This is a genomic window from Oscillospiraceae bacterium (assembly GCA_022483045.1).
Classification (GTDB): domain Bacteria; phylum Bacillota; class Clostridia; order Oscillospirales; family Acutalibacteraceae; genus Caproicibacterium.
Genome location: JAKVOA010000001.1, coordinates 1,632,238 through 1,656,437, shown reverse-complemented (window position 1 = coordinate 1,656,437; position 24,200 = coordinate 1,632,238). Strand labels below are relative to the sequence as shown.

The 24,200-nt window shown below is 52.6% G+C and carries 20 protein-coding genes; 13 read left to right on the top strand and 7 right to left on the bottom strand.

From position 1 onward, the window contains the following. Positions 1 to 320 precede the first annotated feature (320 nt). Positions 321 to 1,700, top strand: a complete 1,380-nt coding sequence (locus LKE53_07925) for a hemolysin family protein (GenBank protein ID MCH3972672.1) — start codon at positions 321 to 323, stop codon at positions 1,698 to 1,700. A 144-nt stretch (positions 1,701 to 1,844) separates the two neighbouring features. Then, positions 1,845 to 2,393 carry a QueT transporter family protein gene (locus LKE53_07920; GenBank protein ID MCH3972671.1) on the top strand — a complete coding sequence of 183 codons (549 nt, stop codon included), beginning with the start codon at positions 1,845 to 1,847 and terminating at the stop codon, positions 2,391 to 2,393. Positions 2,394 to 2,506: 113 nt separating this feature from the next. On the opposite strand, the gene LKE53_07915 is transcribed toward LKE53_07920, so the two are convergent. From LKE53_07915 to LKE53_07890, 6 genes are all read right to left on the bottom strand, one after another. Next, entirely contained in the window at positions 2,507 to 3,487 is a 981-nt protein-coding gene (locus LKE53_07915; GenBank protein ID MCH3972670.1) for a dipeptidase, read from the bottom strand. Between the two features lie 31 nt (positions 3,488 to 3,518). Next, the gene (locus tag LKE53_07910) at positions 3,519 to 3,995 is read right to left on the bottom strand and encodes a CYTH domain-containing protein (protein ID MCH3972669.1); all 477 of its coding nucleotides are present in this window, start codon (positions 3,993 to 3,995) and stop codon (positions 3,519 to 3,521) included. A gap of 170 nt (positions 3,996 to 4,165) precedes the next feature. Then, complete coding sequence (gpmI, locus tag LKE53_07905; protein MCH3972668.1) at positions 4,166 to 5,680, bottom strand: 2,3-bisphosphoglycerate-independent phosphoglycerate mutase; 1,515 nt, start codon at positions 5,678 to 5,680, stop codon at positions 4,166 to 4,168. A gap of 78 nt (positions 5,681 to 5,758) precedes the next feature. Continuing rightward, positions 5,759 to 6,529 carry a triose-phosphate isomerase gene (gene tpiA, locus LKE53_07900; GenBank protein ID MCH3972667.1) on the bottom strand — a complete coding sequence of 257 codons (771 nt, stop codon included), beginning with the start codon at positions 6,527 to 6,529 and terminating at the stop codon, positions 5,759 to 5,761. Between the two features lie 120 nt (positions 6,530 to 6,649). Next, complete coding sequence (gene pgk / locus LKE53_07895; GenBank protein ID MCH3972666.1) at positions 6,650 to 7,837, bottom strand: phosphoglycerate kinase; 1,188 nt, start codon at positions 7,835 to 7,837, stop codon at positions 6,650 to 6,652. A gap of 176 nt (positions 7,838 to 8,013) precedes the next feature. Next, positions 8,014 to 8,514, bottom strand: coding sequence for a tRNA (cytidine(34)-2'-O)-methyltransferase (locus LKE53_07890; GenBank protein MCH3972665.1), 501 nt, complete (start codon positions 8,512 to 8,514; stop codon positions 8,014 to 8,016). Positions 8,515 to 8,720: 206 nt separating this feature from the next. Here LKE53_07890 and LKE53_07885 point away from each other — a divergent pair, with 206 nt between their 5' ends. The 5 genes from LKE53_07885 (at position 8,721) to LKE53_07865 (ending at position 14,532) form a co-directional block, all read left to right on the top strand. Beyond that, positions 8,721 to 8,909: a hypothetical protein gene (locus tag LKE53_07885; GenBank protein ID MCH3972664.1), complete on the top strand. Its 189-nt coding sequence runs from the start codon at positions 8,721 to 8,723 to the stop codon at positions 8,907 to 8,909. A gap of 151 nt (positions 8,910 to 9,060) precedes the next feature. After that, positions 9,061 to 10,626 (top strand): hypothetical protein, encoded by a 1,566-nt coding sequence (locus LKE53_07880; protein ID MCH3972663.1) that lies wholly within the window; start codon positions 9,061 to 9,063, stop codon positions 10,624 to 10,626. A gap of 2 nt (positions 10,627 to 10,628) precedes the next feature. Beyond that, positions 10,629 to 11,915: a hypothetical protein gene (locus LKE53_07875; protein MCH3972662.1), complete on the top strand. Its 1,287-nt coding sequence runs from the start codon at positions 10,629 to 10,631 to the stop codon at positions 11,913 to 11,915. Positions 11,916 to 12,008: 93 nt separating this feature from the next. Next, positions 12,009 to 12,794: a PEP-utilizing enzyme gene (locus tag LKE53_07870; GenBank protein MCH3972661.1), complete on the top strand. Its 786-nt coding sequence runs from the start codon at positions 12,009 to 12,011 to the stop codon at positions 12,792 to 12,794. Between the two features lie 31 nt (positions 12,795 to 12,825). Then, the gene (locus tag LKE53_07865; protein ID MCH3972660.1) at positions 12,826 to 14,532 is read left to right on the top strand and encodes a peptide ABC transporter substrate-binding protein; all 1,707 of its coding nucleotides are present in this window, start codon (positions 12,826 to 12,828) and stop codon (positions 14,530 to 14,532) included. Positions 14,533 to 14,535: 3 nt separating this feature from the next. On the opposite strand, the gene spoIID is transcribed toward LKE53_07865, so the two are convergent. Beyond that, entirely contained in the window at positions 14,536 to 15,588 is a 1,053-nt protein-coding gene (gene spoIID / locus LKE53_07860) for a stage II sporulation protein D (protein MCH3972659.1), read from the bottom strand. A 292-nt stretch (positions 15,589 to 15,880) separates the two neighbouring features. On the opposite strand from spoIID, the gene LKE53_07855 reads away from it, so the two are divergent. The 6 genes from LKE53_07855 (at position 15,881) to glgD (ending at position 24,194) form a co-directional block, all read left to right on the top strand. After that, a complete protein-coding gene (locus LKE53_07855) occupies positions 15,881 to 17,266 on the top strand; it encodes a citrate/2-methylcitrate synthase (protein ID MCH3972658.1) in 1,386 nt (461 codons plus the stop codon). 15 nt (positions 17,267 to 17,281) lie between these two features. Continuing rightward, positions 17,282 to 18,265: a hypothetical protein gene (locus tag LKE53_07850; protein ID MCH3972657.1), complete on the top strand. Its 984-nt coding sequence runs from the start codon at positions 17,282 to 17,284 to the stop codon at positions 18,263 to 18,265. 140 nt (positions 18,266 to 18,405) lie between these two features. Continuing rightward, positions 18,406 to 19,422, top strand: a complete 1,017-nt coding sequence (gap, locus tag LKE53_07845; GenBank protein MCH3972656.1) for a type I glyceraldehyde-3-phosphate dehydrogenase — start codon at positions 18,406 to 18,408, stop codon at positions 19,420 to 19,422. A gap of 302 nt (positions 19,423 to 19,724) precedes the next feature. Further along, positions 19,725 to 21,731, top strand: coding sequence for a 1,4-alpha-glucan branching protein GlgB (gene glgB, locus LKE53_07840; protein ID MCH3972655.1), 2,007 nt, complete (start codon positions 19,725 to 19,727; stop codon positions 21,729 to 21,731). Positions 21,732 to 21,852: 121 nt separating this feature from the next. Beyond that, entirely contained in the window at positions 21,853 to 23,082 is a 1,230-nt protein-coding gene (locus LKE53_07835; GenBank protein ID MCH3972654.1) for a glucose-1-phosphate adenylyltransferase, read from the top strand. Further along, positions 23,079 to 24,194 (top strand): glucose-1-phosphate adenylyltransferase subunit GlgD, encoded by a 1,116-nt coding sequence (gene glgD, locus LKE53_07830; protein MCH3972653.1) that lies wholly within the window; start codon positions 23,079 to 23,081, stop codon positions 24,192 to 24,194. The genes LKE53_07835 and glgD overlap by 4 nt, the downstream gene beginning before the upstream one ends. Positions 24,195 to 24,200: the final 6 nt, after the last annotated feature.

Sequence of the window (24,200 nt, the reverse complement as noted above, 5' to 3'; positions counted from 1 at the left end):
ATTGCCAACTGGAGTACGCAAGAGAAATACAATGTACGTCCAAAAAGAATTTTAACACTAATTTTGCGCTGTGTAAAGTAAAATGACCAAACAAACGAAAATTTTTAGCAACTTTGCATGTCTGAGGCCTCGACAGGGCCCTACGGGGTTAAATAGGTGCTACCTTTGGCATGCTTTTCGGCGTTTTAGGGCAGTTGACAGCGGCGCACAATGTGCTGTAAAATAAAAAACAGCGCTGTGGTGTTGCGAAACTGTGCAGATTTTCTGCAGCGCAAAAATTAAACAACTCGTTTTTTATAATGAAAGGGGATCTTTTTTTTATGCCTCCTGACCCAGAAAGTGCCTCTGGCTTTCCATGGGGCAGCCTGCTTCTGCTGGCTGTCCTTATCCTGGTAAACGGCCTTTTTTCTGCTGCCGAAATTGCGGTAGTCAGACTCAGTGACAACAAAGTCAAAAAAATGGCTGAAGACGGCGACCGCAGAGCGTGTACCCTTCTGAAATTGACGCAGGACTCCAACCGCTTTTTGGCTACGGTGCAGGTCGGCGTTACGCTGGCAGGCTTTCTTGCCAGTGCCGCTGCGTCACAGAGCTTTGGCGAAATGCTGGCAAATGCCATGCAGGGGACCGGCCTGCCGCACCATGTCCTGCAGGTTTTGGCGTCGGTAATCATTACGCTGATTCTTTCCTATTTTACGCTGGTACTCGGTGAGCTGGTGCCAAAGCAGCTGGCAATCCGCCGCACAGAAAGCATTGCGTTTCGTTTTGCCGGCTTTTTAAATGGAGTGGCTGTTTTCTTTACGCCGCTGGTAAAGCTTTTGACCGGCAGCACAACGCTGGTGCTGCGTCTGTTTGGCGTTCACCCGGAAAAAGAAGACCGCGAGGCGGTCACTGAGGAAGAAATCCGCTTGATGGTGGATGAGGGCGAGGAAACCGGCGCAATCGAGGAATCTGAAAAGGACATGATTTCCAATGTGCTGGATTTTGACGATAACCCGGTTTCTGAGGTCATGACCCACCGCACCGAGATTTCCGCGGTAGAGGATACTGAGACGCTGCAGGATGCTGTACAGCTTTCTATGGAAAAAGGATTTTCCCGTATTCCGGTATACCATGAAGATTTGGATAATATCCTTGGCTTCTTATATGTAAAAGATCTGCTGAAATTTATCGGCAAACCGCCGCAGCCAGTTAAGCTGACGGCGCTAATGCGTCCGGCAACCTTTGTGCCGGAAACGCAGTCCTGCAGCCGGCTGTTTCAGGAAATGACCGAGCAGCACCGGCAGATTGCCGTTGTTGTCGATGAATTCGGCGGGACCGAGGGCTTGATTACCCTGGAGGATTTGCTGGAGTCGATTGTAGGCAATATTCAGGATGAGTATGACCAAGAGGAAGAAGAAATCCTGGCTGACGGACCCAACCGCTGGTCGGTGGACGGCGCACTTTTGGTAGAGGATGCAGAGGACCTGACCGGTGTTTCCCTGCCAAAAGGCGATTACGATACGCTGGCAGGCCTCATGGTTGAGCAGCTGGGCCGTATTCCGCAGGAAAATGAAACGCCTACGGTTACCTGCGGCGCGTTGACCCTGACTGCCCTGCGCATTCATGATCGGCGCATTGAGCGCATTCTGGTGAAAAAGAAAGTGCCTTTGCCGGCGGTCCCCGACGAAGAGCCTAAAAAGGAAAAGCAGGAAAAAACATAACAGAGATTTGCTTTTTTTCAAAAAGCGTGTAAAATAGAAGCGTTGCCGGTGCACTGCGCTGGCAGGTCCGTCGTGAGTTCCGGACCTTAAATATTTACTAGGGTGGGGCCTTTGCTGGTTACCGCCTACTGGAGGAATCTGAATATGCAAAGTTCGAAAAAGTCTGTGTTTTATCTAGCACAGGCGGGGCTGATTGCGGCCCTTTATGTGGTGCTCACGCTTCTGGCAAACGCTTTGGGCATTGGTTCTATGACCATACAGTGCCGCTTCAGCGAGCTGCTGACCATTTTGCCGGTCTTTATGCCCGCGGCGATTCCGGGGCTGACAGTTGGGTGCTTTTTGGGCAATCTGCTTTCCAGCCCGGTTGGCCCGGTAGACTGGGTCTTTGGCACGGCTGCCACTTTTCTTGGAGCGGTGTTGACCTATGCCCTGCGCAATGTCCGCCTGAAAGGTTTGCCAGTAGCTTCTTCGCTGATGCCGGTGGTGTGCAATGCGCTGATCGTTGCGTTTGAATTGACCTGCCTTGGCAGTACCAATCAGTTCTCGATAGCCAATTTTGTCCCGCAGGCGTTTTTCTTAGCGGTAGGCACGGTTGGTTTGGGTGAATTGATTATGTGCACCGGCGGCGGGCTGATTCTGTTCCATGCGCTAGACCGCTCAAAGGCGGCGCAGCATTTGTTTGCCGCACACTGAAACTTTCGTACATTCTGTACATAACAGAATGACAAATCAGAACTCATAAAAACCGCCGGCTCTGCTTTTTTGAGGCAGGGCCGGCGGTTTGTTTTGCTGTTTTGTGCAAAAGACTATTTCAGCGCTGCAGTCAGTACGCGCAGTGCGTTTTTCCAGCAGATTTTTTCAACTTCATCAGAGGGAAAGTACATGGCGAGCGCATCGGCAAGCTTTGGCAGACCGGCGCAGTCGGCAAACTCCAGTGTGGAGTCAATGCCGTCAAAATCCGAGCCGATTGCCAGCGCATCAATGCCGGCCTTGTCGCGGATATAGCGCGCGCACTGCACAATGTCATCGATACGGGTGTAATTGCTGCCACGGCTATTTAAAAATTTTGCACAGAAGTTGATGCCGCACACCGAGCCGGTCTCACCAATTTCACGCAGCATATCATCTGTCAGGTTACGCGGGTGCTGGCAGAGGGCACGTGCACAGGAGTGCGTTGCGGCAAAGGGAATGTGTGATTCACGCGAAAGTGCAGCTACGTCGTAAAAGCCGCCGTCGGACAAATGTGAAACATCCACCAGAATGCCTAGATTCTGCATTTTGCGTACAGCTTTTTTACCGAAAGGTTTCAGCCCGCGGTCCATATCCGCTGGAATCGGGCTGCAGGGGAAGCCTAAGCTGTTTTCGTACCACCAAGTCAGGGTCATGACGCGCACCCCCTTTTTATAGAGCGTGGTGATTTTGCGCAAGTCGCCGTTTAGCAGAACACAGTCCTCTATGCCGAGAATGGCAGAAAGCAGACCGGCACGGTCATTCTTTGCCAGATCTTCGCCGCAGAATACAGGCGCTAGGGTGTCGCGGTTGGCACGCAGTTCCTTTTGGTAGCAGGCGTAAATTTGGTCAAAGATTTCCTGTGGAGACAGCGCAATGCCGTCTTTTTTGGCCTGCTCATTTGTTGGCAGAAATGCGGCAAATACCTGTGCCATGCTGCCGGCTTGTTTCAGGCGCTTCAGGTCGAGCTGACAGTTGTTTTCTGCCAGCTGCATTTTTTCGCCGGGGTGCATTGCACAGACGCCCAGCGTATCACAATGTAAATCAATAAAGCGCATAAAAATTCCTTCTTCAAAACGGCAGATTGCTTTATTTTTGAACAGGGTCTCGTTTTTCCCAGTATGCGGCCATGGTCCAGCCGGGTTCTTCTGTCACTTCCCGGTCGAGAAAATCCGGCGGCACAAAGGCGCGGGCCGCCTCGACACTGGTAAATTCCACTTCGGCATAAGAGAAAGCGCCAGGCAGGCCTGCATCCACATCACTGTACTCCAGCCGCAGCCCGCCTGGCAGAGCAAAGACCGTGTAGTCTTTGCGAATCAGCGGCTTTTCCAGCAGGCAGCTGAGCGCCTCAAATTTCTCGCGCGGCAGGTCCAGCTCGATTTCCTCCCGCACCAGGGTGCCTTTGCCCTTTATGCACAGCCGAAAAGTGTCTTTTCCGCCGCAGCGTTTGCTGCGAATCCGCACGGTCGGGTGTGTGCAAAGATACCCCTGCCGCAGTACAGCGGTCTGTAAAACCGGCAGGCCCTGCGGCTTTTGCGTCATCAGCCATTTTCGCTCGATTTCCATGCAGACAAGTCCCTTCCTTTCAGAAAGTCTTTATTCTTTATCTATTATGGCACAGGAAGCTTTTGGTTGCAAATTTAATTCATTTTGTATCATTGTGGGGCAAAAATGCCCGCAAAACACATTGGTATTTTGCAGGCATCTTTGGCAGATTACAATATAAATTGTAGAAATTACAGAATCAAACTCTTGCCGGTCATTTCTTCCGGCTGCTTCAGGCTCATAATCTGCAGCATGGTGGGGGCAATGTCGGCCAGACGGCCGCCCTCGCGCAACTTGCAGGGATAACCGACTACGCAGAACGGAACCGGGTTGGTCGTATGCGCAGTAAAGGGCTTACCGTCGGTATCGACCATCTTGTCAGCATTGCCGTGGTCAGCGGTAATCAGTGCAACGCCACCCATATCGGCAATGGCGTCGGTCACTTTGCCGACACAGGTGTCCACGGTTTCTACTGCCTTGACTGCCGCGTCAAACACGCCGGTGTGACCGACCATGTCGCAGTTTGCAAAGTTCAGAATAATCATATCATACTTACCGGAATGAATGGCGTCGACCAGTTTTGCGGTGACTTCCGGTGCGCTCATTTCGGGCTGCATGTCATAGGTGGGCACCTTTGGCGATTTCACCAAGATGCGGTCTTCTCCCGGGTAAGGCTGCTCTACGCCGCCGTTGAAGAAGAAAGTGACGTGCGCGTATTTCTCGGTTTCGGCAATGCGCAGCTGTTTAAGCCCCAGATTGGCGATGTACTCGCCCATGGTGTTGGTCAGTTTTTCCGGCGGGAACGCAACGGTGACATTTGGCATTTCAGCATCATACTGTGCCATGGTAACGAATGTTACTGGGAAGCAGCCGTTGCGACGCTCGAAACCGCTAAAATCCGGGTCAACAAACGCGCGGGTCAGTTGGCGGGCACGGTCTGGGCGGAAGTTTGCGAAGATAACGGAATCATTCGCTTTTACCAGGCCCTCTTTGCGCACGACAGTTGGGAGCACAAATTCATCGGTTGTGTCTTTGTCGTAGGAATTCTGTACGGCTTCTTCTGCGGTAGCTGCGGCTTGTCCCTCGCCGTAAACAATAGCATTGTAGGCCTTTTCAAGACGATCCCAGTTCTGGTCACGGTCCATGGCATAGTAGCGGCCGGAGACCGTTGCAATTTGTCCTACACCGATTTCTTTCAGCTTTGCTTCGCACTGCTGCACAAAGCCTTTGCCGGACTTCGGCGGCTCATCACGGCCGTCAAGGAATGCATGCAGGTAGACCTTGGTCAGCCCGGCACGTTTGGCAAGCTCTGCCAGAGCAAGAATATGCGTCAGGTGGCTGTGCACGCCGCCGGTAGACAACAGGCCGAAAATATGCAGGGCGCTGCCGTTCTTTTTGCAGTTGTCCACTGCCTTTTGGAAAGCAGCATTCTGGAAGAAGCTTCCATCTTCAATTGATTTGGTAATGCGGGTCAATTCCTGATAAACAATGCGGCCGGCGCCGATATTGGTGTGGCCGACTTCGCTGTTGCCCATCTGGCCGTCCGGCAGGCCGACATTCAGGCCGGAAGCACCGATCTGTGTGTGCGGGTTGGCGGCGAAAAGGCGCTCGAGGTTTGGTTTCTTGGCAGCGGCGATTGCGTTGCCCTTGGGCGGAGCAATGCCGAAACCATCCATAATGATAAGAATAACGGGCTTTTTTGCCATTCTGTATATACCCCTTTACTGAAATTCTTTAATACATTAATACATTGCATTTTTGCTCAGGCCGCGAAAAGCGGACCATCAGCCTTCGGTGGCAGCCTTGATAATTGCAGCAAAGTCCTGCGGCTTCAAGGAAGCGCCGCCGATCAGACCACCGTCGACATCCGGCTGTGCCAAAAGTTCTGCAGCATTGCCGGGCTTCATAGAGCCGCCGTACTGTACGGTGAGGGCATCGGCTGCCTTTTGGTCGTATAGGGAAGCAACGGTCTTGCGGATTGTGCTGCAGACATCATTTGCCTGCTCGCTGGTTGCGGTCTTGCCGGTGCCGATTGCCCAGATAGGCTCATAGGCAATGATAATGCGGGCAAGCTCTTCTTTAGAGACGCCGCCCAGTGCAATCTTTGTCTGCATGGCGACCAGTTCACTGGTAACGCCCTGCTCACGCTGCTGCAGGCTTTCACCGACGCAGAGGATTACATTCAGGCCGGCATCCAGTGCGGCGCGAATGCGTTTGTTGACGGTCTCGTTGGTTTCGCCAAAATACTGGCGGCGCTCACTGTGGCCGATAATGACATACTGCACGCCCATGGAAGCAAGCATTTCAGCGGAAACTTCGCCGGTGAAAGCGCCGCTCTTTTCCCAGTGGCAGTTTTCTGCGCCAACGCCGATGTTGGTGCCCTTTGCAGCTTCCAGCACGACAGGCAGGTCTACGTACGGTACACAGCACACCACGCCGCACCCTGCGTCTTTTACGAGCGGCTTAATGCCCTCGACAAGTACTTTTGCTTCTGCGGGTGTTTTATTCATTTTCCAGTTGCCGGCGATAACGGCCTTGCGGATTGCTTTGTTCATTTTTGAAGTCTCCTTTGCTTTATTCAAGCTTCATTTGGAAAGTCTTAGCCGTGGCAAACAGCTTGTTTGCTTGGCGGCAAAAAGGGCGGGGCGAAAAGCCCCGCCCAGTTTTATGGCAGATTAGTCTTTATCGTTCAGGCAGGCAATGCCGGGCAGAACCTTGCCCTCGAGGAACTCAAGGGAAGCGCCGCCGCCGGTGGAGATATGGGTCATCTTATCGGCAAAGCCCAGGTTTTCAACTGCAGCAGCAGAGTCGCCGCCGCCGATAATGGAAATCGCGTTGCTGTCAGCAACTGCTTTTGCAACGGCAATGGTGCCGTTTGCGAAAGCTTTCCATTCGGAAACGCCCATCGGGCCGTTCCAAACAACGGTACCGGCATCTTTAATGGCACCCGCAAACAGCTCGCAGGTCTTGGGGCCGATATCTAGGCCCATCCAGCCCTCGGGAATCTTATCGGAATCAACGACCTTGTTTTCTGCGTCAGCAGCGTACTTTGTAGCAACTACGTTGTCGACCGGAATCAGGAATTTCACGTTTTTCTCTTTTGCCTTTGTCATAATATCTTTGGCAACGTCAATCTTGTCAGGCTCGCATTTTGAGGTGCCAATGCTGTAGCCCAGTGCATTCATAAAGGTATAGGCCATGGCACCGCCGATGATCAGGGTGTCGACCTTGTCAAGCAGGTTGGTGATGACGCCGATTTTATCAGAAACTTTTGCGCCGCCCAAAATAGCGACAAACGGGCGCTTCGGGTCTTCCAGAGCCTTGCCCATGACAGAAATTTCTTTCTGAATCAGAAAGCCGCAGACAGCGGGCAGATAATTGGCTACGCCGGCAGTAGAAGCATGTGCGCGGTGTGCAGTGCCGAAAGCATCATTGACATAAATATCGGCAAGGCTTGCCAGCTGTTTTGCAAAAGCCGGGTCATTCTTTTCCTCTTCTTTGTGGAAGCGGACGTTTTCGAGCAGCTCTACTTCGCCGTCTTTCAGAGAGGCGGCAATGCGCTTGGCGTCTTCACCCACAACATCTTTTGCCATCTGAACCGGCTGACCCAGTTTCTGGGAAAGGCATTTTGCAACCGGGGCAAGGGAATACTTCATATTGAATTCGCCCTTTGGCCGGCCCAAATGCGAGCACAGAATCACCTTAGCGTGATGCTCGATCAGGTATTTGATAGTAGGCAAAGCGCCGTCAATGCGCTTGGTATCGCTGATGTTTCCCGCATCGTCGAAAGGAACGTTGAAATCGCAGCGGACTAAAACTTTTTTGCCGGCGACATCAATATCTTCGACGGTCTTTTTGTTCAGGTAATTCATGGGTAACACTCCTTCATATGATTTTCCTTTTATGGTATTAAAAAAAGCACTATAAAAGCCTTATAACGCATGATGATTATACAACACAAGCATTTTTTTTTCAAGGATTTGCCGGGAAATGCGTGCAGGAACTTTTCCGGGCACGGTTTCCCACTCAAAAAATGCAATTACCAGTGTAGACGGTGCAGCTCGCCTTTTAAAAGCATGTCAGGGTAGTCCCACTGGCGCAGAACCTCATAGGCGGCAATCGCTGCGCTGTTGGAAAGATTCAGGCTGCGGGCGTCGGGATTGTCAATCATCGGGATGCGTACACAGCTGCCGGGGCAGGCCTTGAGCAGCTCTTCCGGCAGACCAGCGCTCTCTTTGCCAAAGACCAGGTAGCAGCTTTCGGGATAAGTGACTGCCGAGTGCACATGGCGCGCTTTTGTGGAAAAATAAAAAAACGGGCCGTCATTTTTTGCAAAAAATTCTGTAATATTTTGGTAGCAGGAAATATCCAGCAGGTGCCAGTAGTCGAGCCCGGCACGCTTTAAGTAGCGGTCGTCCAGCTTAAAGCCGAGCGGGCCTACTAGGTGCAGCCGCGCGCCGGTCAGGGCGCAGGTGCGGGCAATGTTGCCGGTGTTTTGGGGAATTTCCGGTTCTACAAGGACAAGGTTCAGCTGATGCAAGGAAACTGCCTCCACTTCTTTATTGGGTATAGTGTGTGCCGCAATGCCCATAATACAACAGGCGGCGCCTGTGTGCAAGCGGGCTGCTGCCAGGGATATACATTCCTCACAATATTTTCACGCGATAAAAAGGAGCAGAAAGGGGATACTTCAATATGGGGCTGATCCTGATAGTCACCGCAATCCTGACGGGGAGGTTGATTCGTATGTTTCAAAGTACTGGAAAACTGCTGCGCGGCATCACGCTTGGGGTCGTGGTGGGCGCGGCGGCGACTCTGCTGACCGAAAAAGCAATGGACAATAACCGCCAGCTGCGCCGCAGCGCCCGCCGCGCTGCCCACGCCGTAACCGGCCTGATGGACGACATGGGGCACGCTGTCAGCGCAAAAATGTGACCCAAGGCCCGCTTTCCGCCGCGCCGCATAGCCAAATATGCGCCGCGGCGGTTTTTCTATCTGTGCTTTACATGTAAAAAGGGTTGCATACCCGCCGCAAATTTTTTATAATGATAAGAAGAATTGACATTTTAGAAAGAAGGGTGGCACATTGGGCGACAGGGTGTTTTATTCCGTCACCAGCCGGAGCCTGCGCGAAGATGACTGCATGCTTCTGGCACAGGTGCGCCGAGCCTATTTTGAAAAAAAGCCCCGGCAGAGCGGCCGGGTTCATACAGAAACGTTTGGTGCAGACGACAGCGCAAAGTACCGCATGACCCGCCATGACCTGAAGTGGGAAATGACCGGCAGCGGCCACGTGCTGCAGCGCGCGGTGTCTGCGGCTGGGGGCGGCTATGCGGTCCTGACCTGGGACGAGGCCGGCGACCTGCGGGAAAAGGCGGACTTCAGCCGTGAGCACCGCTGGCTGCGATCTTCTTTTTACCGCGGCAACCCCAAGCGGCCGGAACTTCAGCTGCAGCCCGGTACCGATGAAACTTTAACCGGCCTGCGGTATGATAGCCATGCCGGCCGCTACCAGCGCAGCAAACTTTTTGCCTATCCAATGGAAGGAACAGACAGCGAACGTATCTGGATGGACAACGAAACCGGTACGCCGGACATCGAGGCGGACACCAGCGACGGCATGTTCTATTATTGTACAGAAGCGGAACTGCAGGCCCGCCGTGCGGCGGCCAAGCGGCGCGATTCTGCCGAAGCAGAGGATGAACCGGGCTGGAACAGCACGCAAGGCGCGCCGATTCAGTTTCAGTTTATCCGCAACGAGCATGTGTTGGATGAGGCCACCGCGCCGCAGCCGAGTCTTGAACTGGAAAGTGAGGATGGCCCGCTTCTGCCGGAGATGGAGGCTTATACCCCGCCGGCTGGGCTAGAGGACTGTATTATCGATACACAGGTGCCTGCCGAGCCGGCTGTCATTGAAGAAGACGTGGCGCCGGTGCCAGTGGTATTTCAGCCGCAGAAGGCCCCTGAGCAGACGGAACTGGATCCGCAGCCGGCGGCTTTGCCGGACGTGATGCAGCCCGCAAAGCGCATTGTTGTCAGCGGGGCGGAAAGCTACCTGTACTTTGGCCAGCTCAAAGACGGCCGGAGACAGGGGGAGGGCCGTACACAGATGCAGAGCGGCCATACCGCCTATGAAGGCGGCTTTTCCGGCGACAAGCGCGAGGGCTTTGGCACTTACTATTATAAATCAGGCAGGCTTTGCTATGCAGGCAACTGGCAGCAAAATCAGCGCAGCGGGCTGGGGGTCAGCTTCAGTGCACGCGATGGTTCCTTGTTTGTCGGCAACTGGGAAGACAATACGCCCACGGGCCGCGGCGCAGCTTTCAACAGCGACGGCACCCTTTCTTATTACGGTATGTGGCTGGACGGTCTGCGTGACGGCAGCGGTACCGAGTACTTTGGCGGCAAGGTCTTGTACGAGGGGCAGTGGCGGCGCGACTGCTACAATGGGCAGGGCTGCCTGTACCTTTCCGGCGGCGGCACGCTCACCGGCACTTTCCATGGAGGCTTTGCAGAAGGAACTTGTGAGGAGTGCTCTGCTTCGGGCGAGACCGTGCGCACCGGTGTCTGGCAGCATGGTCGTTTTGTCAGCGGCGTCTGTTACCGTGACGGCAAGCCGGCCGACATTGTGGTGAAAGGGGACGGTGCATAAAGATGCAGTGGGTAGACGTACATAATGTTGGGTACGGTGAATGTATCGTCCTGGGCGGGGGCAGCCATTTGCTGATGGTTGACTGCGGCAGTTTAAATACCCTGCTGCCCGGAGGCGAAAACTTTAAAAATTATGCGAAAAAAAGTCTGACGGCGCGCTACAGCGGTGTGCCCCGCCGGGCTTTTTTGCTCTCTCATTTTCATCGGGATCATGTCTGCGGCTTGTGGAATATTCTAGACTGCTGTCCGAATTATTTTTCAGAAATTTACCTTCCCTGTTCGCCGTGTGATGAGCGCGGCCTGCCGCTTTTACTGGAGTTTGCCCTGTTTGCCTATGTTTTCCTGCCGCGGCAGGGCTATTGCGGACAGGTTAGCTTAAGTGCTCTGCGGGCTTTTTCGCGGGCGCTGCGCGGCGCGCAGGACGGCACAGTATATGCACTGGGGCAGGGGGATACTTTTGCTTCCGGCGACACCGTTTATCAGTGCCTGTGGCCGCCGCGGCAGACGTTTCCATTTGATACGGATTTTGTCCGTGCGGTTGAGCAGCTGCACCTGTGTGTGGAGTCTCCTTATCAGCCGGGAGGGGAACTGCTGCAGGCATTCTTAAAAAACATGTACGAATTCGGGCAAGTCTATACAGAATTCTGTACACAGGCGCCGGTACAGAATGCGAGCGCCGCGCGGGCTTTGGCAGTGCTGGACCGAATTGATGACATGCTGCCCGCGCTCAACCGCCTGCCCGCGGGTGAGGATGTGCGTGTCCTGCTGGAAAGCCGGGCTGTGCGCGAAGCTTACAGCGAGCAGGAAAATGCCGCGTCGCTGGTTTTCCAAAATCAGCGCGGCAGCGGCGACGCCACCAGGGATGTTTTGTTTACCGGCGACGCGACCCCCGAGACGATTGCGGCCATAGAACCGCAGCTTTACCATGACTACTATTTGCTAAAAGTGCCGCATCATGGCCTTGCCGGGGCTGTGTCGCCGGTGCTGCTGGGCATTTCCGCAGCGCATTTGGTCATTTCGGGTGGGGAGCTGCCAGGCAGTACTGCGCGCCCCGCAGAGGAGTGGACGGCTGCGCCCGGCATGAAGCACTGTACCTTTCCGCAGTGCGCATATTTGGAGCAAAGCAACAGCTGCTGCGAGCGCACTGCCATGTGCTGGGAGAGCGGCGGTTTGGTGCTACGTTGTCCCGGAAATCGCGGCAAAGAGCCGCCCTGCGGCATTCGCGTGCTGGGGCGCCGGGGACAGGGCTGCATCTGCGACCTTGCCGAGAGTGAATGCCGTTTTTGGTAAAAAAACGCGCATTCGCGCTTTTTCTATAAAAGCTTGTAAAATGTACAGGAAACAGTTAAAATAAAAGGATACAGCGAAAGGCAGGTGAGCGCCATGCGTATTTTGCAGGGAACGGCTGCGTCCGGCGGAGTTGCCATTGGCCCGGCCTTTGTTGTCACTGCGGAAATGCCACATCTGGTCCGCCAGCCGGTACGCAAGCCCGCACAGGAACTTGAGCGCCTCAAAGGCGCTTTTGCTGCTGCGCAGGAAGAGATTGAGAAAATCTATGAAAATGCCTGCAAAGGAATCGGCGAGGAAGAATCCCTTATTTTTCGTGTGCATATTATGATGCTGCAGGACGAGAACTTTCGACAGGAAATGATCGACAGTATTGTACAGGACCATACCAGTGCTGAGTATGCCGTGTGGCGTGCTGGACACCGTATGTATGATATGTTTTCAAAAATGGAAAATGAGTATATGCGCGCCCGCGGCGAGGATATGATGGACATCAGCCGCCGCCTGCTGCGCTGCCTGGATCAGCGCGGCGACCCGCCGCCTGAGTACCTGCACACGCCGGTTATTCTCTGTATGGCGCAGGCGCTGCCCAGTGAAATCGCACGGACTTACCACAGTAAAATTCTTGGCTTTATTGCCCAGCACGGCAGCACAACTGCCCACAGCGCCATTTTGGTGCGCAGCCTGCACAAGCCGGCGGTTTTGGGCCTGGGCGAGGATTTTTGGGAGCTGCGCGGCTGCAGACAGGTTATTGTAGACGGCTACAGCGGCCAGGTTGTTTTAGACCCTGATACAAAAACCCGCGACCGCTATGCGCGCCTGCTGCAGGAAGAAAACCTGCGCGCAGAGGGCAGCAGACAAAAGCACGAACAGGAAACCTGAAAGGCTCCCTGTATCTGGAGGAACTGAATTGATGAAAATAAGAATACCCGCTATTTTACTGGCGGCTGCACTGTTGACCGGCACTTTTTCAGGCTGCGGCGCAAAAGGCGGCACGGTGTCTTCTGCCGTTTCGCAGAAAAGCGCTTCGTCGGCTGCGTCTTCGGCTGTATCGTCCGGCACTTCTTCAGCGTCTGCCGCGGGCAAACTGGCGGTGCGAGTCAATATTGGCCCCGAGCCGCTTTCTCTTGACCCCGCACTCAGCAGCACAGCAGATACCGATTCTTACTGTGCAGCTGCATTTGAGGGCCTGTACAAGACGGATGCGGCCGGAAAGACCGTTTTGGGGCAGGCACAGAGCGCCGTCGCTTCGGCGGATAAAGCAGTGTGGACTTTTACGCTGCGCAGCGATGCCCGTTGGTCTGACGGAACTGCCGTGAAAGCGCAGGACTTTGTCTATGCTTGGCAGAGGAATATTGTTCTCGACGATGCACAGCAGAAAAATCTTTTTGCTTATCTGAAAAATGGTTCAGATATTTTAAGCGGAAAAGAAAAGAATGTTTCAGCTTTGGGTGTACAGGCAAAAGACGACGAAACGCTGGTTGTGACCTTGGCGGCACCGTGTGACCTGCTGCCGCAGCTGCTGCAGCGCCCGGTCTTTATGCCGCTGCGTAAAGATGCTGTAGAGGGCCATAAAAATTGGGACCACGACCCCTCTGCATTTTTGTGCAACGGCCCGATGAAACTGACCCAGTGGAATGTAAAGACAAACTTAATCTATGCGCGCAGCAGCACCTATTACGACCAGTCGCAGATCGCGGTTTCTGCCATGACCTGTATGTTGGCAGAGGACGATGAAACGCGCCTGACTGCTTATGATAACAATGAAACTTCCTTTATTTCCCCGCTTCCGGTCAAGTATTACACGCGTATCCGTGAGCGCGGCGATATGAATGCAACCGGAAGTTCCACCTTCTGTATACAATTCAATACAAAAACAGATGCCCTGTCCGATCCGCAGGTGCGCAAGGCGCTGTCGCTGGCGATTGACCGCGACGCTTTGGCGGTGACGGCTTCCGGCATGCGCTTTACTGCAGCCTCGGCCTTTGTGCCGTCGGGTTTTGCGGACGCAGCAGGGAAAAATGATTTCCGTACAGTCGGGGGTACTTATTACCCGACCAGTGCGTCCGATTACAAAGCCAGCGTGACCAGTGCAAAAACACTGCTGGAACAGGCGGGCTATGCCAATGGCAAAAACTTTCCGCAGCTGACCATTACGGTGCCGATTTCTTCCCTTAACAGCACGATTGCCACTTCGGTGGCGCAGATGTGGAAAACGCAGCTGGGTATTTCTTGCAAAATTGAAACACAGCCGCGCAAGACTTACCAGGAAAACTGCCAAAAAGGGAATGTGCAGGTCACTTTCAGCAGTTTGGCGGCAGACTATGCGGACCCCTCTGCTTATTTGGAACCGTTTGTGTCTGCCGGCACCCACAATATTACGGGCTGGTCTGATACCGAATTCTTAGCACAGATGGACAAGGTGCACCAGAGTGCGACCACCAGCACCCAGCGCTATACGGCACTGCACGCGGCTGAAAAGCGCCTTGCTGAGACAACCCCTGCGGCGGCTCTGTTCTATATGCCGTCATTAAGTCTGCGTGACCCGAAGCTGACCGGCGTATTTACAGCGAAAACCGGTGTAAACTACTTCGTGTACGCCAGGAAACTTGTTGACTGAATATCAAAGTGCCGCTAAGGTAGAGCCGGGGTAGTACCATGCAAGGATATGCTGATACGTTTCTCCTTCCTTTGCCATGGCAGTGGCCCCTGCCTGACTCATGCCCACGCCGTGTCCGTACCCTTTTACAGAAAAGACAAAGCGCCCGCCGGTGTATGCAAGACTGAAGTTTGCCGAGCGCAGGCCAAAAGCTGTGCGGACATCGGTCCCTTTTACGCTTTTGCCGCCTAGGGAAAGGATGCTTACCATGCCGGAGGCCGTGCGCTGGCAGGAGCCGGCCCAGCCGGCGGGGCTGCCGCTTAGGCGGCAGCCAAGGTTCTCTGCCGCCTTTTGAAACTCTGCGGGAGTCATGCTCACCGATGAAAGGTACCCGGCGGCATAGATGTCGCCGGGGCTTGCCACTGGCAGCAGGCAGGGGTAGGCTTTTCCCCACACTGCGGCGGCGTCTTCTGTCTGTCCGCTGCTGATAGAGCAGTAAGTCGCGTTTACCAATTCTTTTCCGCTGCGCAACACCTGCCCGTACACGCTCTCGACTGCAGAGGCTAGGTTTGTGTAAAATGTAGAGTAGTCTTCTTTCCAGCGCTGCTGCATCTGCTGCTGCGTCACGTAAATACGCCAGCTGCCGGTTTCACAAGAAAAGTCTGCTCCCTGCAGGGCGGCGTCTGGCTTTTGGCGGTGCAGATTCCGCTGCCGTGCATAATAGGTGTAGGCGGCTACAGTCTGGGCTTTCAGCGCCTCTTTGGGGCTGTCCGGACTCATTTCCGTCGCAACGGTTCCGCGTAGAAAATCCAGTTCATCTACGGTCAAAATGCTTTTTTGCGTTTGGTCATAAATACGGAAGCTTTTTCCGCTTTTTTTGCCGGGCACAGGCGCAGCGGAAACAGCAGCCTTTGGCTTTTTGCTGCTGGCTGCTGGTGAGTTTACGGTTGTCTGAGAGACCGCTGCATGGGAACTGCCTGAGCGCTGCGGTGCAGCCGACTTTGTAAATAGGCTGACGCACGGCAGCAGCAGAAGCAGAATCAAAAAAATGACCAGAAGTGACACATTCCCTTTCAAGTCACACACTCCTTTTTCTTATGTTTGTCCGGGCTTTTTTCAGTGGGCACTGCAGAAAAGCCACCCTTCCATTTTACAGAACAACGCACTGAATTATTCATCTGCCCCTCGACAGAATGCGCTGTTTATGCAGACAATCCTACAAAAATGCAGGATATAATGCATGAAAATGCACGAATTCCCTGCCGAAAGCTTGACTTTAGGACATTGCTGTTGTAAAATCAAGCTTTAAGATACTGTAAAGACCTAGAGAAGCTGCAGTGTATTTTCATCGGCCGAGAGGGGGATTATTTTGGATAAACAGGAAGAAAAACAGGAAAACGGCCAAGTGTTTGTTGACAAGGAACTGAAAACCCTGTGTGATGAATTCCGGGAGCACAACAATATCCCGCTGGAAAAATTTGATGCGTACGGTGTAAAGCGCGGCCTGCGCAATCCCGATGGCACCGGTGTGCTGGCGGGCCTGACCCAAATCAGCAAGGTGCACGGCTATTTGATTGACGATAACGAGCGCGTACCGGATAAAGGCCGGCTGACCTACCGCGGCATTGATGTCGCCGATATTGTAGAGGGCTGCCGCAAAGCGGACCGCTTTGGCTATGAAGAAGTGGTGTGGCTGCTGCTCTTTGGTCAGCTGCCAACTGCCAACCAGCTGGATAAACTGCATCGGGTGCTCAGCTATTACCGTGAGCTGCCGGAAAACTTTGCAGAAGATATGATTTTAAAGGCACCATCGCGCAATATTATGAACAAGCTTGCGCGCTCTGTGCTTGCACTGTATTCTTATGATGACAACCCCGATGATATTTCTTTAGAAAACAGCATTCGCCAGTCTTTTCAGCTGATTGCGCAGATGCCTGCCATTATGACCTATGCCTACCAGGTAAAGCGCCGCCGCTTTGACAAACAGAGCATGTTCTTTCACCCGGTCAATCCCAGCCAGTCTACGGCTGAGTCGATTCTCGATGCCATCCGTCCGGACCGCCAGTTTACGCATGATGAAGCACACCTGCTCGATTTGTGCATGATTCTGCATGCAGAGCACAGCGGCGGCAACAACTCCACTTTTTCAGTGCGGGTGCTTTCATCTACTGGTACCGATATCTATTCCGCGATTGCGGCCGGCATTGGCTCCTTGAAAGGGCCAAAACACGGCGGCGCAAACCACCGCGTGATGATGATGATGAACGACCTGATGGAGAATGTGGATGACTGGGGCAGCGAGCGGAAAGTCTATGACTATTTAGTAAAGATTGCGAATAAAGAAGTAGGGGACCATTCCGGTTTAATTTACGGTATGGGCCATGCAGTATACACCCTGTCTGACCCGCGCGCGGTGATCTTAAAGCATGAAGCCGAAAAACTGGCGCCGCAGCACGAGGGAATGCAGGCCAAGTTCGAGCTGTTTGAGTTAGTGGAAAAGCTGGCACCGAAAGTCTTTGAATCAGTGCACGGCGATACAAAAACCATCAGCGCCAATGTCGATTTCTATTCCGGTCTGGTTTACGAGATGCTCAATATTCCGCCGGAGCTTTACACGCCGATGTTTGCGGTTTCGCGTATGCCGGGCTGGTGCGCGCACCGTATAGAAGAAATTGAAACTGCCAAGCGGATTATGCGCCCGGCTTACTTTTCTCTGTCAAAGCGCAGGCCGTATATCCCCCTTGAAGAACGATAGGAGTGTTCTTGCCTAATGAAACAAAAACTGCCGTGGTTGGTCTTCCTGCTCACACTGGGCGTTTCGCTGGGACTGCGTCTGTGCCAGCTGCCTATAGAAACCGGCTGGGGGCCTGTCAGTTTGGTAATGTGTGCGGTGCTGTTTGGGGGCAGTGCGGTCTGCCTGTTTACGGCCCGTACGGATAAAACGGTGGTCCGCTTGCCGCAGCACAGCGCTTTTCTGGGTGCTGCTTACCTGGGCGCCGGCCTGCTATTGGCGGGCATTTCGGTGGTTTTTCAGGCATGGAACCGTGCGGGTGACTACGCTTACCTGATGGGGGCCGGCACCTTGCTTGCGGTTTTTGCCGGGCTGATGCTGTTTTTGCAGGGCTGCCTGTTTTTGTCGGGGCAGAATTTCTTTGCAAGTCACCCAATTCTGGCTTTGGCGCCGTCGCTGTGGTGCTTTGCAGAGCTGTTTCTGCAGTTTCGGGTCAATGTTGCGTCGCCAGTTGGACTTGAAAATATCTTGCGCACTGCGGCCATTATTTTCCTGCTGCTGACGCTGCAGTCTTTGGCAAAGATGGCCTCTGGGGTCAAACGTGTTGCGCGCGGCAGTGTGACATCGGTAGGACTGCCTGCAGTGCTTACAGCGGCGGTGGCGGCACCGGCGGCGTGGAAATCTGCGTCTTTTTTGGCAGGACTCAGCTGGGCATTGCTTGTTTTGGCGCTGTTTGTGCTGATTTCTCTTTTGACTTTGCGGCCGATGTCGCTGGAAGAACTCTCGAAAGAGGAAGAAGACGCCGGCGAGGAGAAGCCGCAGGTCCGACCAGTTGTTCGCCGAAAAACCCGTCAGACACGCGCCCACAGGCATGTCAGGCCCCCAGTCGTGGCTTCGCGCGAAGACCCGCATCCCCTGCCGCAGCAGGAGCTTGACGCCCGTTTAGAGCACTCTCTGGTGATTTACCTTGAGGAGCATTACCAGCCGCAGTGCTACTTTTACCCAAGCCATAAAAATGACTGAAAATTCGACGCCTTTTCAAGCATATATAGTATATTGGAATGATTTTGCAAATAAATTGTCTTTCACAGATTCAGACACTTGTAAAGTTGGCCAAAATGCTATAAAATATAAGCAGATTAAAAATCAGGAGGTACAATCCAATGATAAAAATCGGTATCAATGGTTTTGGCCGTATTGGCCGTCTGGTATTTCGTGCCGCAGTTGCACAGCCGGATGTATTCGAAGTAGTAGGTATTAACGATCCTTTCATGGCGCCTGACTACATGGTGTACAACGTAAAGTATGACACCATGCACGGCCGCTTTGATGGTGAGATTTCTTCTACAGATGACGCACTGATTGTCAACGGCAAGAAAGTCGCTGTCTTTGCTGAAAAAGACCCGGCAAACATTCCGTGGGGCAAGATTGGCGTCGAGTATGTCGTTGAGTCCACCGGCGTTTTCGCTACTACAGAAAAGGCGTCTGCTCATCTGAAGGCTGGCGCAAAGAAGGTTGTTATCTCCGCTCCTGCAAAGGATAAAGAGACCCCGACTTTTGTCTGTGGTGTAAACCTTGACACTTACACTTCTGACATGAAGGTCGTTTCCAACGCTTCCTGCACCACCAACTGCCTGGCTCCGCTGACCAAGGTTATCAACGATAAGTTCGGCATCGTTGAGGGCTTGATGACTACCGTTCACTCCACTACCGCTACCCAGAAGACCGTTGACGGTCCTTCTAAGAAAGATTGGCGCGGCGGCCGTGCTGCTTCCGGCAACATCATTCCTTCCTCCACCGGTGCTGCAAAGGCTTGTGCTTTGGTTATCCCGGACGTTAAGGGTAAACTGACTGGCATGTCCATGCGTGTTCCTACTCTGGATGGTTCCGTTGTTGACTTGACCTGCAGCCTGAAGACCCCGACAACCTATGAAGATATCTGCAAGGCTGTCAAGGAAGCTTCTGAGGGCGCTATGAAGGGCATCCTGGCTTATACAGAGGATCCAATCGTTTCTTCCGATATCCTGGGCGACCCGCACACCTCCATCTTCGATGCAAAGGCCGGCATTATGCTGAACGACCATTTCGTTAAGCTGATTGCTTGGTACGACAACGAATGGGGCTATAGCAACAAGGTCCTTATGCTGATTCAGCATATGAGCGAAGTCGACCACAAGTAATTTTAAACAATTAAAGGCGCTTTCTTTGGTCCTGCGACCATGGAAAGCGCTTTTTCTTTGCTTTCTGCCTTGGGCTGGCCAAAACGACATGCTTTTTGCTGCTAAATTGTTATACTGGAAAGCACCGAAAGCTGCTTGTGAAAAAAAACAGGTTCATTTTGTAACAAAATGAACAAAATCATTCTGTGCAATTCGAATGTTTTCTGCGATATTTTCATAAAAGCCTTGAAATTTTGAAGTTTTGTGATATGATTACATTATAAAAGTTGGCTAATTTCCCACCTGCAGAGGAGCTGTTTGATATGCAAAAAAGCGAAACGCAAAACGACAACCTGCCGCTCTATCTGTTTCATCAGGGTACAAACGTAGAAGCCTTTAAATACCTTGGCATACACTGCCAAAAAGACGGCAGCAGCGTGCAGACGGCGTTTCGCGTATGGGCGCCAAATGCACAAACAGTGTCTGTTGTCGGTGACTTTAATCATTGGGATGCAGATGAAACCCCTATGGAAAAAGTCAGCGCCGGTGTGTGGGAGGCCTGCGTGCCTTTTGCCCTGCAGGAGTACGGGCGTTATCAGTACTGTGTAACTGACCCGGACGGCCGGCAGGTGCGCAAAAGCGATCCTTATGCTTTCTTCTTTGACACGCGCCCTGGCACTTCCAGCCGCTATTACGACATAGAGGGCTACCAGTGGAAAGACAGCGCATGGCAGAAGCATAAAGAAAAAGAGGAGCACTACGACCACCCTGTAAATATTTATGAAGTGCATCTCGGCTCTTGGCGGCGCTACCCCGACGGCAACGTTTTCAGCTATGACAAACTGGCAGAGGAACTTGTGCCGTATGTCAAAAAGATGGGATATACGCATATTGAAATTATGCCGGTTACAGAGTATCCCTTCGATGGCTCATGGGGCTATCAGGTAACGGGCTACTTTGCGCCGACCTCCCGCTATGGTACGCCAAAGCAGTTTATGCATTTTATTGAGGCTTGCCATGAGGCGGGCATCGGCGTCATTATGGACTGGGTGCCTGCGCATTTTCCAAAGGACGAAAGCGGACTTGCCAAATTTGACGGGACCCCGTGTTATGAGTATGCAGACCCGCGCAAAGGGGAGCACATGGATTGGGGTACGCTGGTGTTTGATTACGGCAAACCCGAAGTCATTTCGTTTTTGATCTCCAGTGCGCTTTTCTGGCTGGAAAAATACCATATTGACGGCATTCGTGTAGACGCAGTCGCCTCAATGCTGTATCTGGATTACAGCCGTCAGCCGGGACAGTGGGTGCCCAATAAAGACGGCGGCCGTGAAAATCTGGAGGCAATCGCCTTCCTGCAAAAGCTGAATGAAGCGGTCTTTGCCCGCTTCCCCACGGCGATGATGATTGCAGAGGAGTCTACCAGCTGGCCTATGGTCAGCAAGCCTACCTACATGGGTGGTTTGGGTTTTAACTACAAGTGGAATATGGGCTGGATGAACGATATGATGCACTATATGTCGCTGGATCCGCTCGGCAGAAAATATAATCAGAAGGATATTACATTTTCTTTCTTTTATTCGTTTGCCGAAAATTTTATTTTGCCTATTTCACATGATGAAGTTGTACATGGAAAGTGTTCCCTGATGAACAAAATGCCTGGCACTGCCGATCAAAAGTTCGCAGGTGTGCGTGCATTCATGGGCTACATGATGGCGCACCCCGGCAAAAAGCTTTTGTTTATGGGCACGGAACTGGGACAGTTTATTGAGTGGAACTATAAGCAGGAACTGGACTGGCTGCTGCTACAGTATCCGCAGCACGATGCACAGCACCATTTCTTCCAGGAATTAAACCATTTTTACTTAAAAAATTCGCCCTTGTGGCAGGTCGATTTTGACTGGAGCGGTTTTTCCTGGATTAGCAATGATGACTGCGACCAAAGCGTGATTGCGTTCCGCCGCTTCAACAAAGCGAAAGAAGAACTCATTATCGTGTGCAATTTTGTTCCGGTAGAGCGTCCCTCTTACCGTATCGGTGCACCGTTTGATGGGGTCTATGAAGAGGTCTTTTCCACGGACTGGGCCCGCTTTGGCGGCAGCGGCATTGAAAACGGCAGCCATATTGTCAGCGACAAAGAATTCCCCATGCACGGCATGGAGCAGTCGATTGACCTTCACCTGCCGCCACTTTCCACTATTTATCTTAAACTGAAGCGCAGAAAAGGAACTGCACAGGTGCCTGACAAAGCCCAGCCGGCAGACGAAAAACCAGCGCCGCAGGCGAAAAAACGCTTCTTTAACAAATCGGCAGACGCACCGAAAACCTGAAACACGGTGCTGTAAAAATAAATGCGCGGCTGCGGCGGCTCTTAAAATTCAGAACAGGCATTGCCTGTGGGCTGCTGCGGTTTGCTGAAAGAATCAGCGTATATTTTAAGGAGGAATAACCATGTTGCCAAAACAAGAAGTTGTGGCTATGATCCTGGCGGGTGGCCAGGGCAGCCGACTTGGGGTGCTGACCAAAAAGATTGCAAAACCGGCGGTCCCCTACGGAGGAAAATACCGCATTATTGATTTTCCGCTTTCCAACTGTGTCAATTCCGGCATTGAAACAGTCGGTGTCCTGACACAGTACCAGCCGCTGGAACTGAACGAATATATCGGTTCTGGCCAGCCGTGGGATTTGGACAGCATGAATGCCGGTGTGCGTGTGCTGCCGCCGTATCAGCGCAGCCGCAAGTCAGACTGGTACAAAGGCACTGCAAACGCTATTTATCAGAACATTCCGTACATTCAGCGATACAACCCTGAGTATGTGGTGATTCTTTCCGGTGACCATATTTACAAAATGGATTACTCAAAAATGGTTGCTTATCACAAAGAGAAAAACGCTGACTGCACCATTGCAGAGATTGAGGTTTCTATGGAGGAGGCCTCCCGTTTTGGCATTCTTAATACCCGCGAAGACAACTCCATTTATGAGTTCGATGAGAAACCCAAAAAGCCAAAGAGCAATAAAGCCAGCATGGGCATTTATGTCTTTACTTGGAGCAAACTGAAAAAGTACCTGGAAGAGGACGAAGCAAACAGCAAGAGTAGCAACGACTTTGGCCATGATGTGCTGCCGGCAATGCTCAATGCGGGCGAGCGCATGTTTGCTTATCACTTTGAGGGCTACTGGAAAGACGTGGGCACAATCGAGAGCCTGTGGGAGTCGAACATGGACCTGCTTGACCCCAAGACACCGCTTGACCTTTCGGATGATTCCTGGAAAATCTATTCCCGCAACCCGGTCATGCCGCCGCATTACATTTCAAAAGACGCAAAAGTACAGAATTCTCTGGTAGCAGAGGGCGCCAATGTTTACGGCGAGATTGACTTTGCTGTGCTGTTCTCCGGCGTTTACATTGCGCCGGGCGCGGTGGTGCGTGATTCGATTATCATGCCCGGCACGAGAATTGAAGAAGGCGCTGTGGTGCAGTACGCTATTGTTGCCGAGAACTCTGTTATCGGCAAGGGTGCTGTTGTTGGCCAGCGGCCGGAAGATATGGACAAAAAGGGCGAAGAATGGGGCGTTGCTGTTGTTGGCAGCGACTGCGTGATTCAGCCGGGTGCGGTTGTGCCGCCGAAAGCTATGGTTGACGCAGAAACATTAGCAGAGGAGGCGCAGAAGAAATGATTGCAAACAATGTGCTTGGCATTATTTTTTCGAATATGTATGACGATAAGGTGCGCGAATTAACCGAAACACGCACCATGGCAAGTGTACCGTTTGGCGGCCGCTACCGCCTGATTGACTTTGTCCTTTCCAACATGGTCAATTCCGGTATCAACAAAGTCGGCGTCATTACAAAGAGCAACTATCAGTCTTTAATGGACCACTTAGGCTCTGGTAAAGCATGGGACCTTTCCCGTAAGCGCGAGGGCTTGTTTATCCTGCCGCCGTTTTCCAATGGAAATTCAGAGTGCAACACCCGCATCGAGTCGCTTGCCTCTGTCATGCGTTTCCTGTCGCATTCCAATGAAAAATACGTGTTCCTTTCTGACAGTGACTATGTCTGCAATATCGACTGCAAAAAAATGCTGGCTTCTCATGTGGAAAGCGACGCGGATGTTACGGTTGCCTACCGCTTTGGCCGCATTCCTGATAAATACCCCGACCCCATCAGCTATGAAATCGACCCCGACGGCATGGTGCGCGATGCGCTGATTCAGCCGAATTTGGACGGTGCCTGCAACTACAGCCTGCCGATGATTGTCATTGGTAGAGAACTGCTGATTAAGCTGATTTCTGACTGTGTCAGCCGCAATCTTTACGACTTTGAGCGCGACTTTGTACAGCGTAATATTCAGAATTACCGTTTTCACGGGTATGAGTTTACCGGCTTCTTCCGCTCAATCTGCTCGATGAATGACTACTTTGAGAGCAACATGGCTCTTATGCAGCCAAAGGTACGCAGCGAGCTCTTTACACCGGAGCGCCCCATTTACACCAAAGTGCGTGACGATCTGCCGGCACGCTATGGCCTCGGCAGCAAGGTTTCCAACAGCCTGGTTGCAGATGGCTGTATTATTGACGGCGAAATTGAAAACTGCGTGCTTTTCCGCGGCGTACATATCGGCAAAAACTCAAAAGTCAGCAACTGTGTTGTTATGCAGGATAGCCACATTGGTGAGGACTGCAAACTGGACTATGTCATCATGGATAAGGATGTGACGATTAAAGACGAGCGGTCTTTAATGGGCTTCCAGTCTTATCCGGTGTTCATCAATAAGGGCAGCATTGTTTAAGCCTGC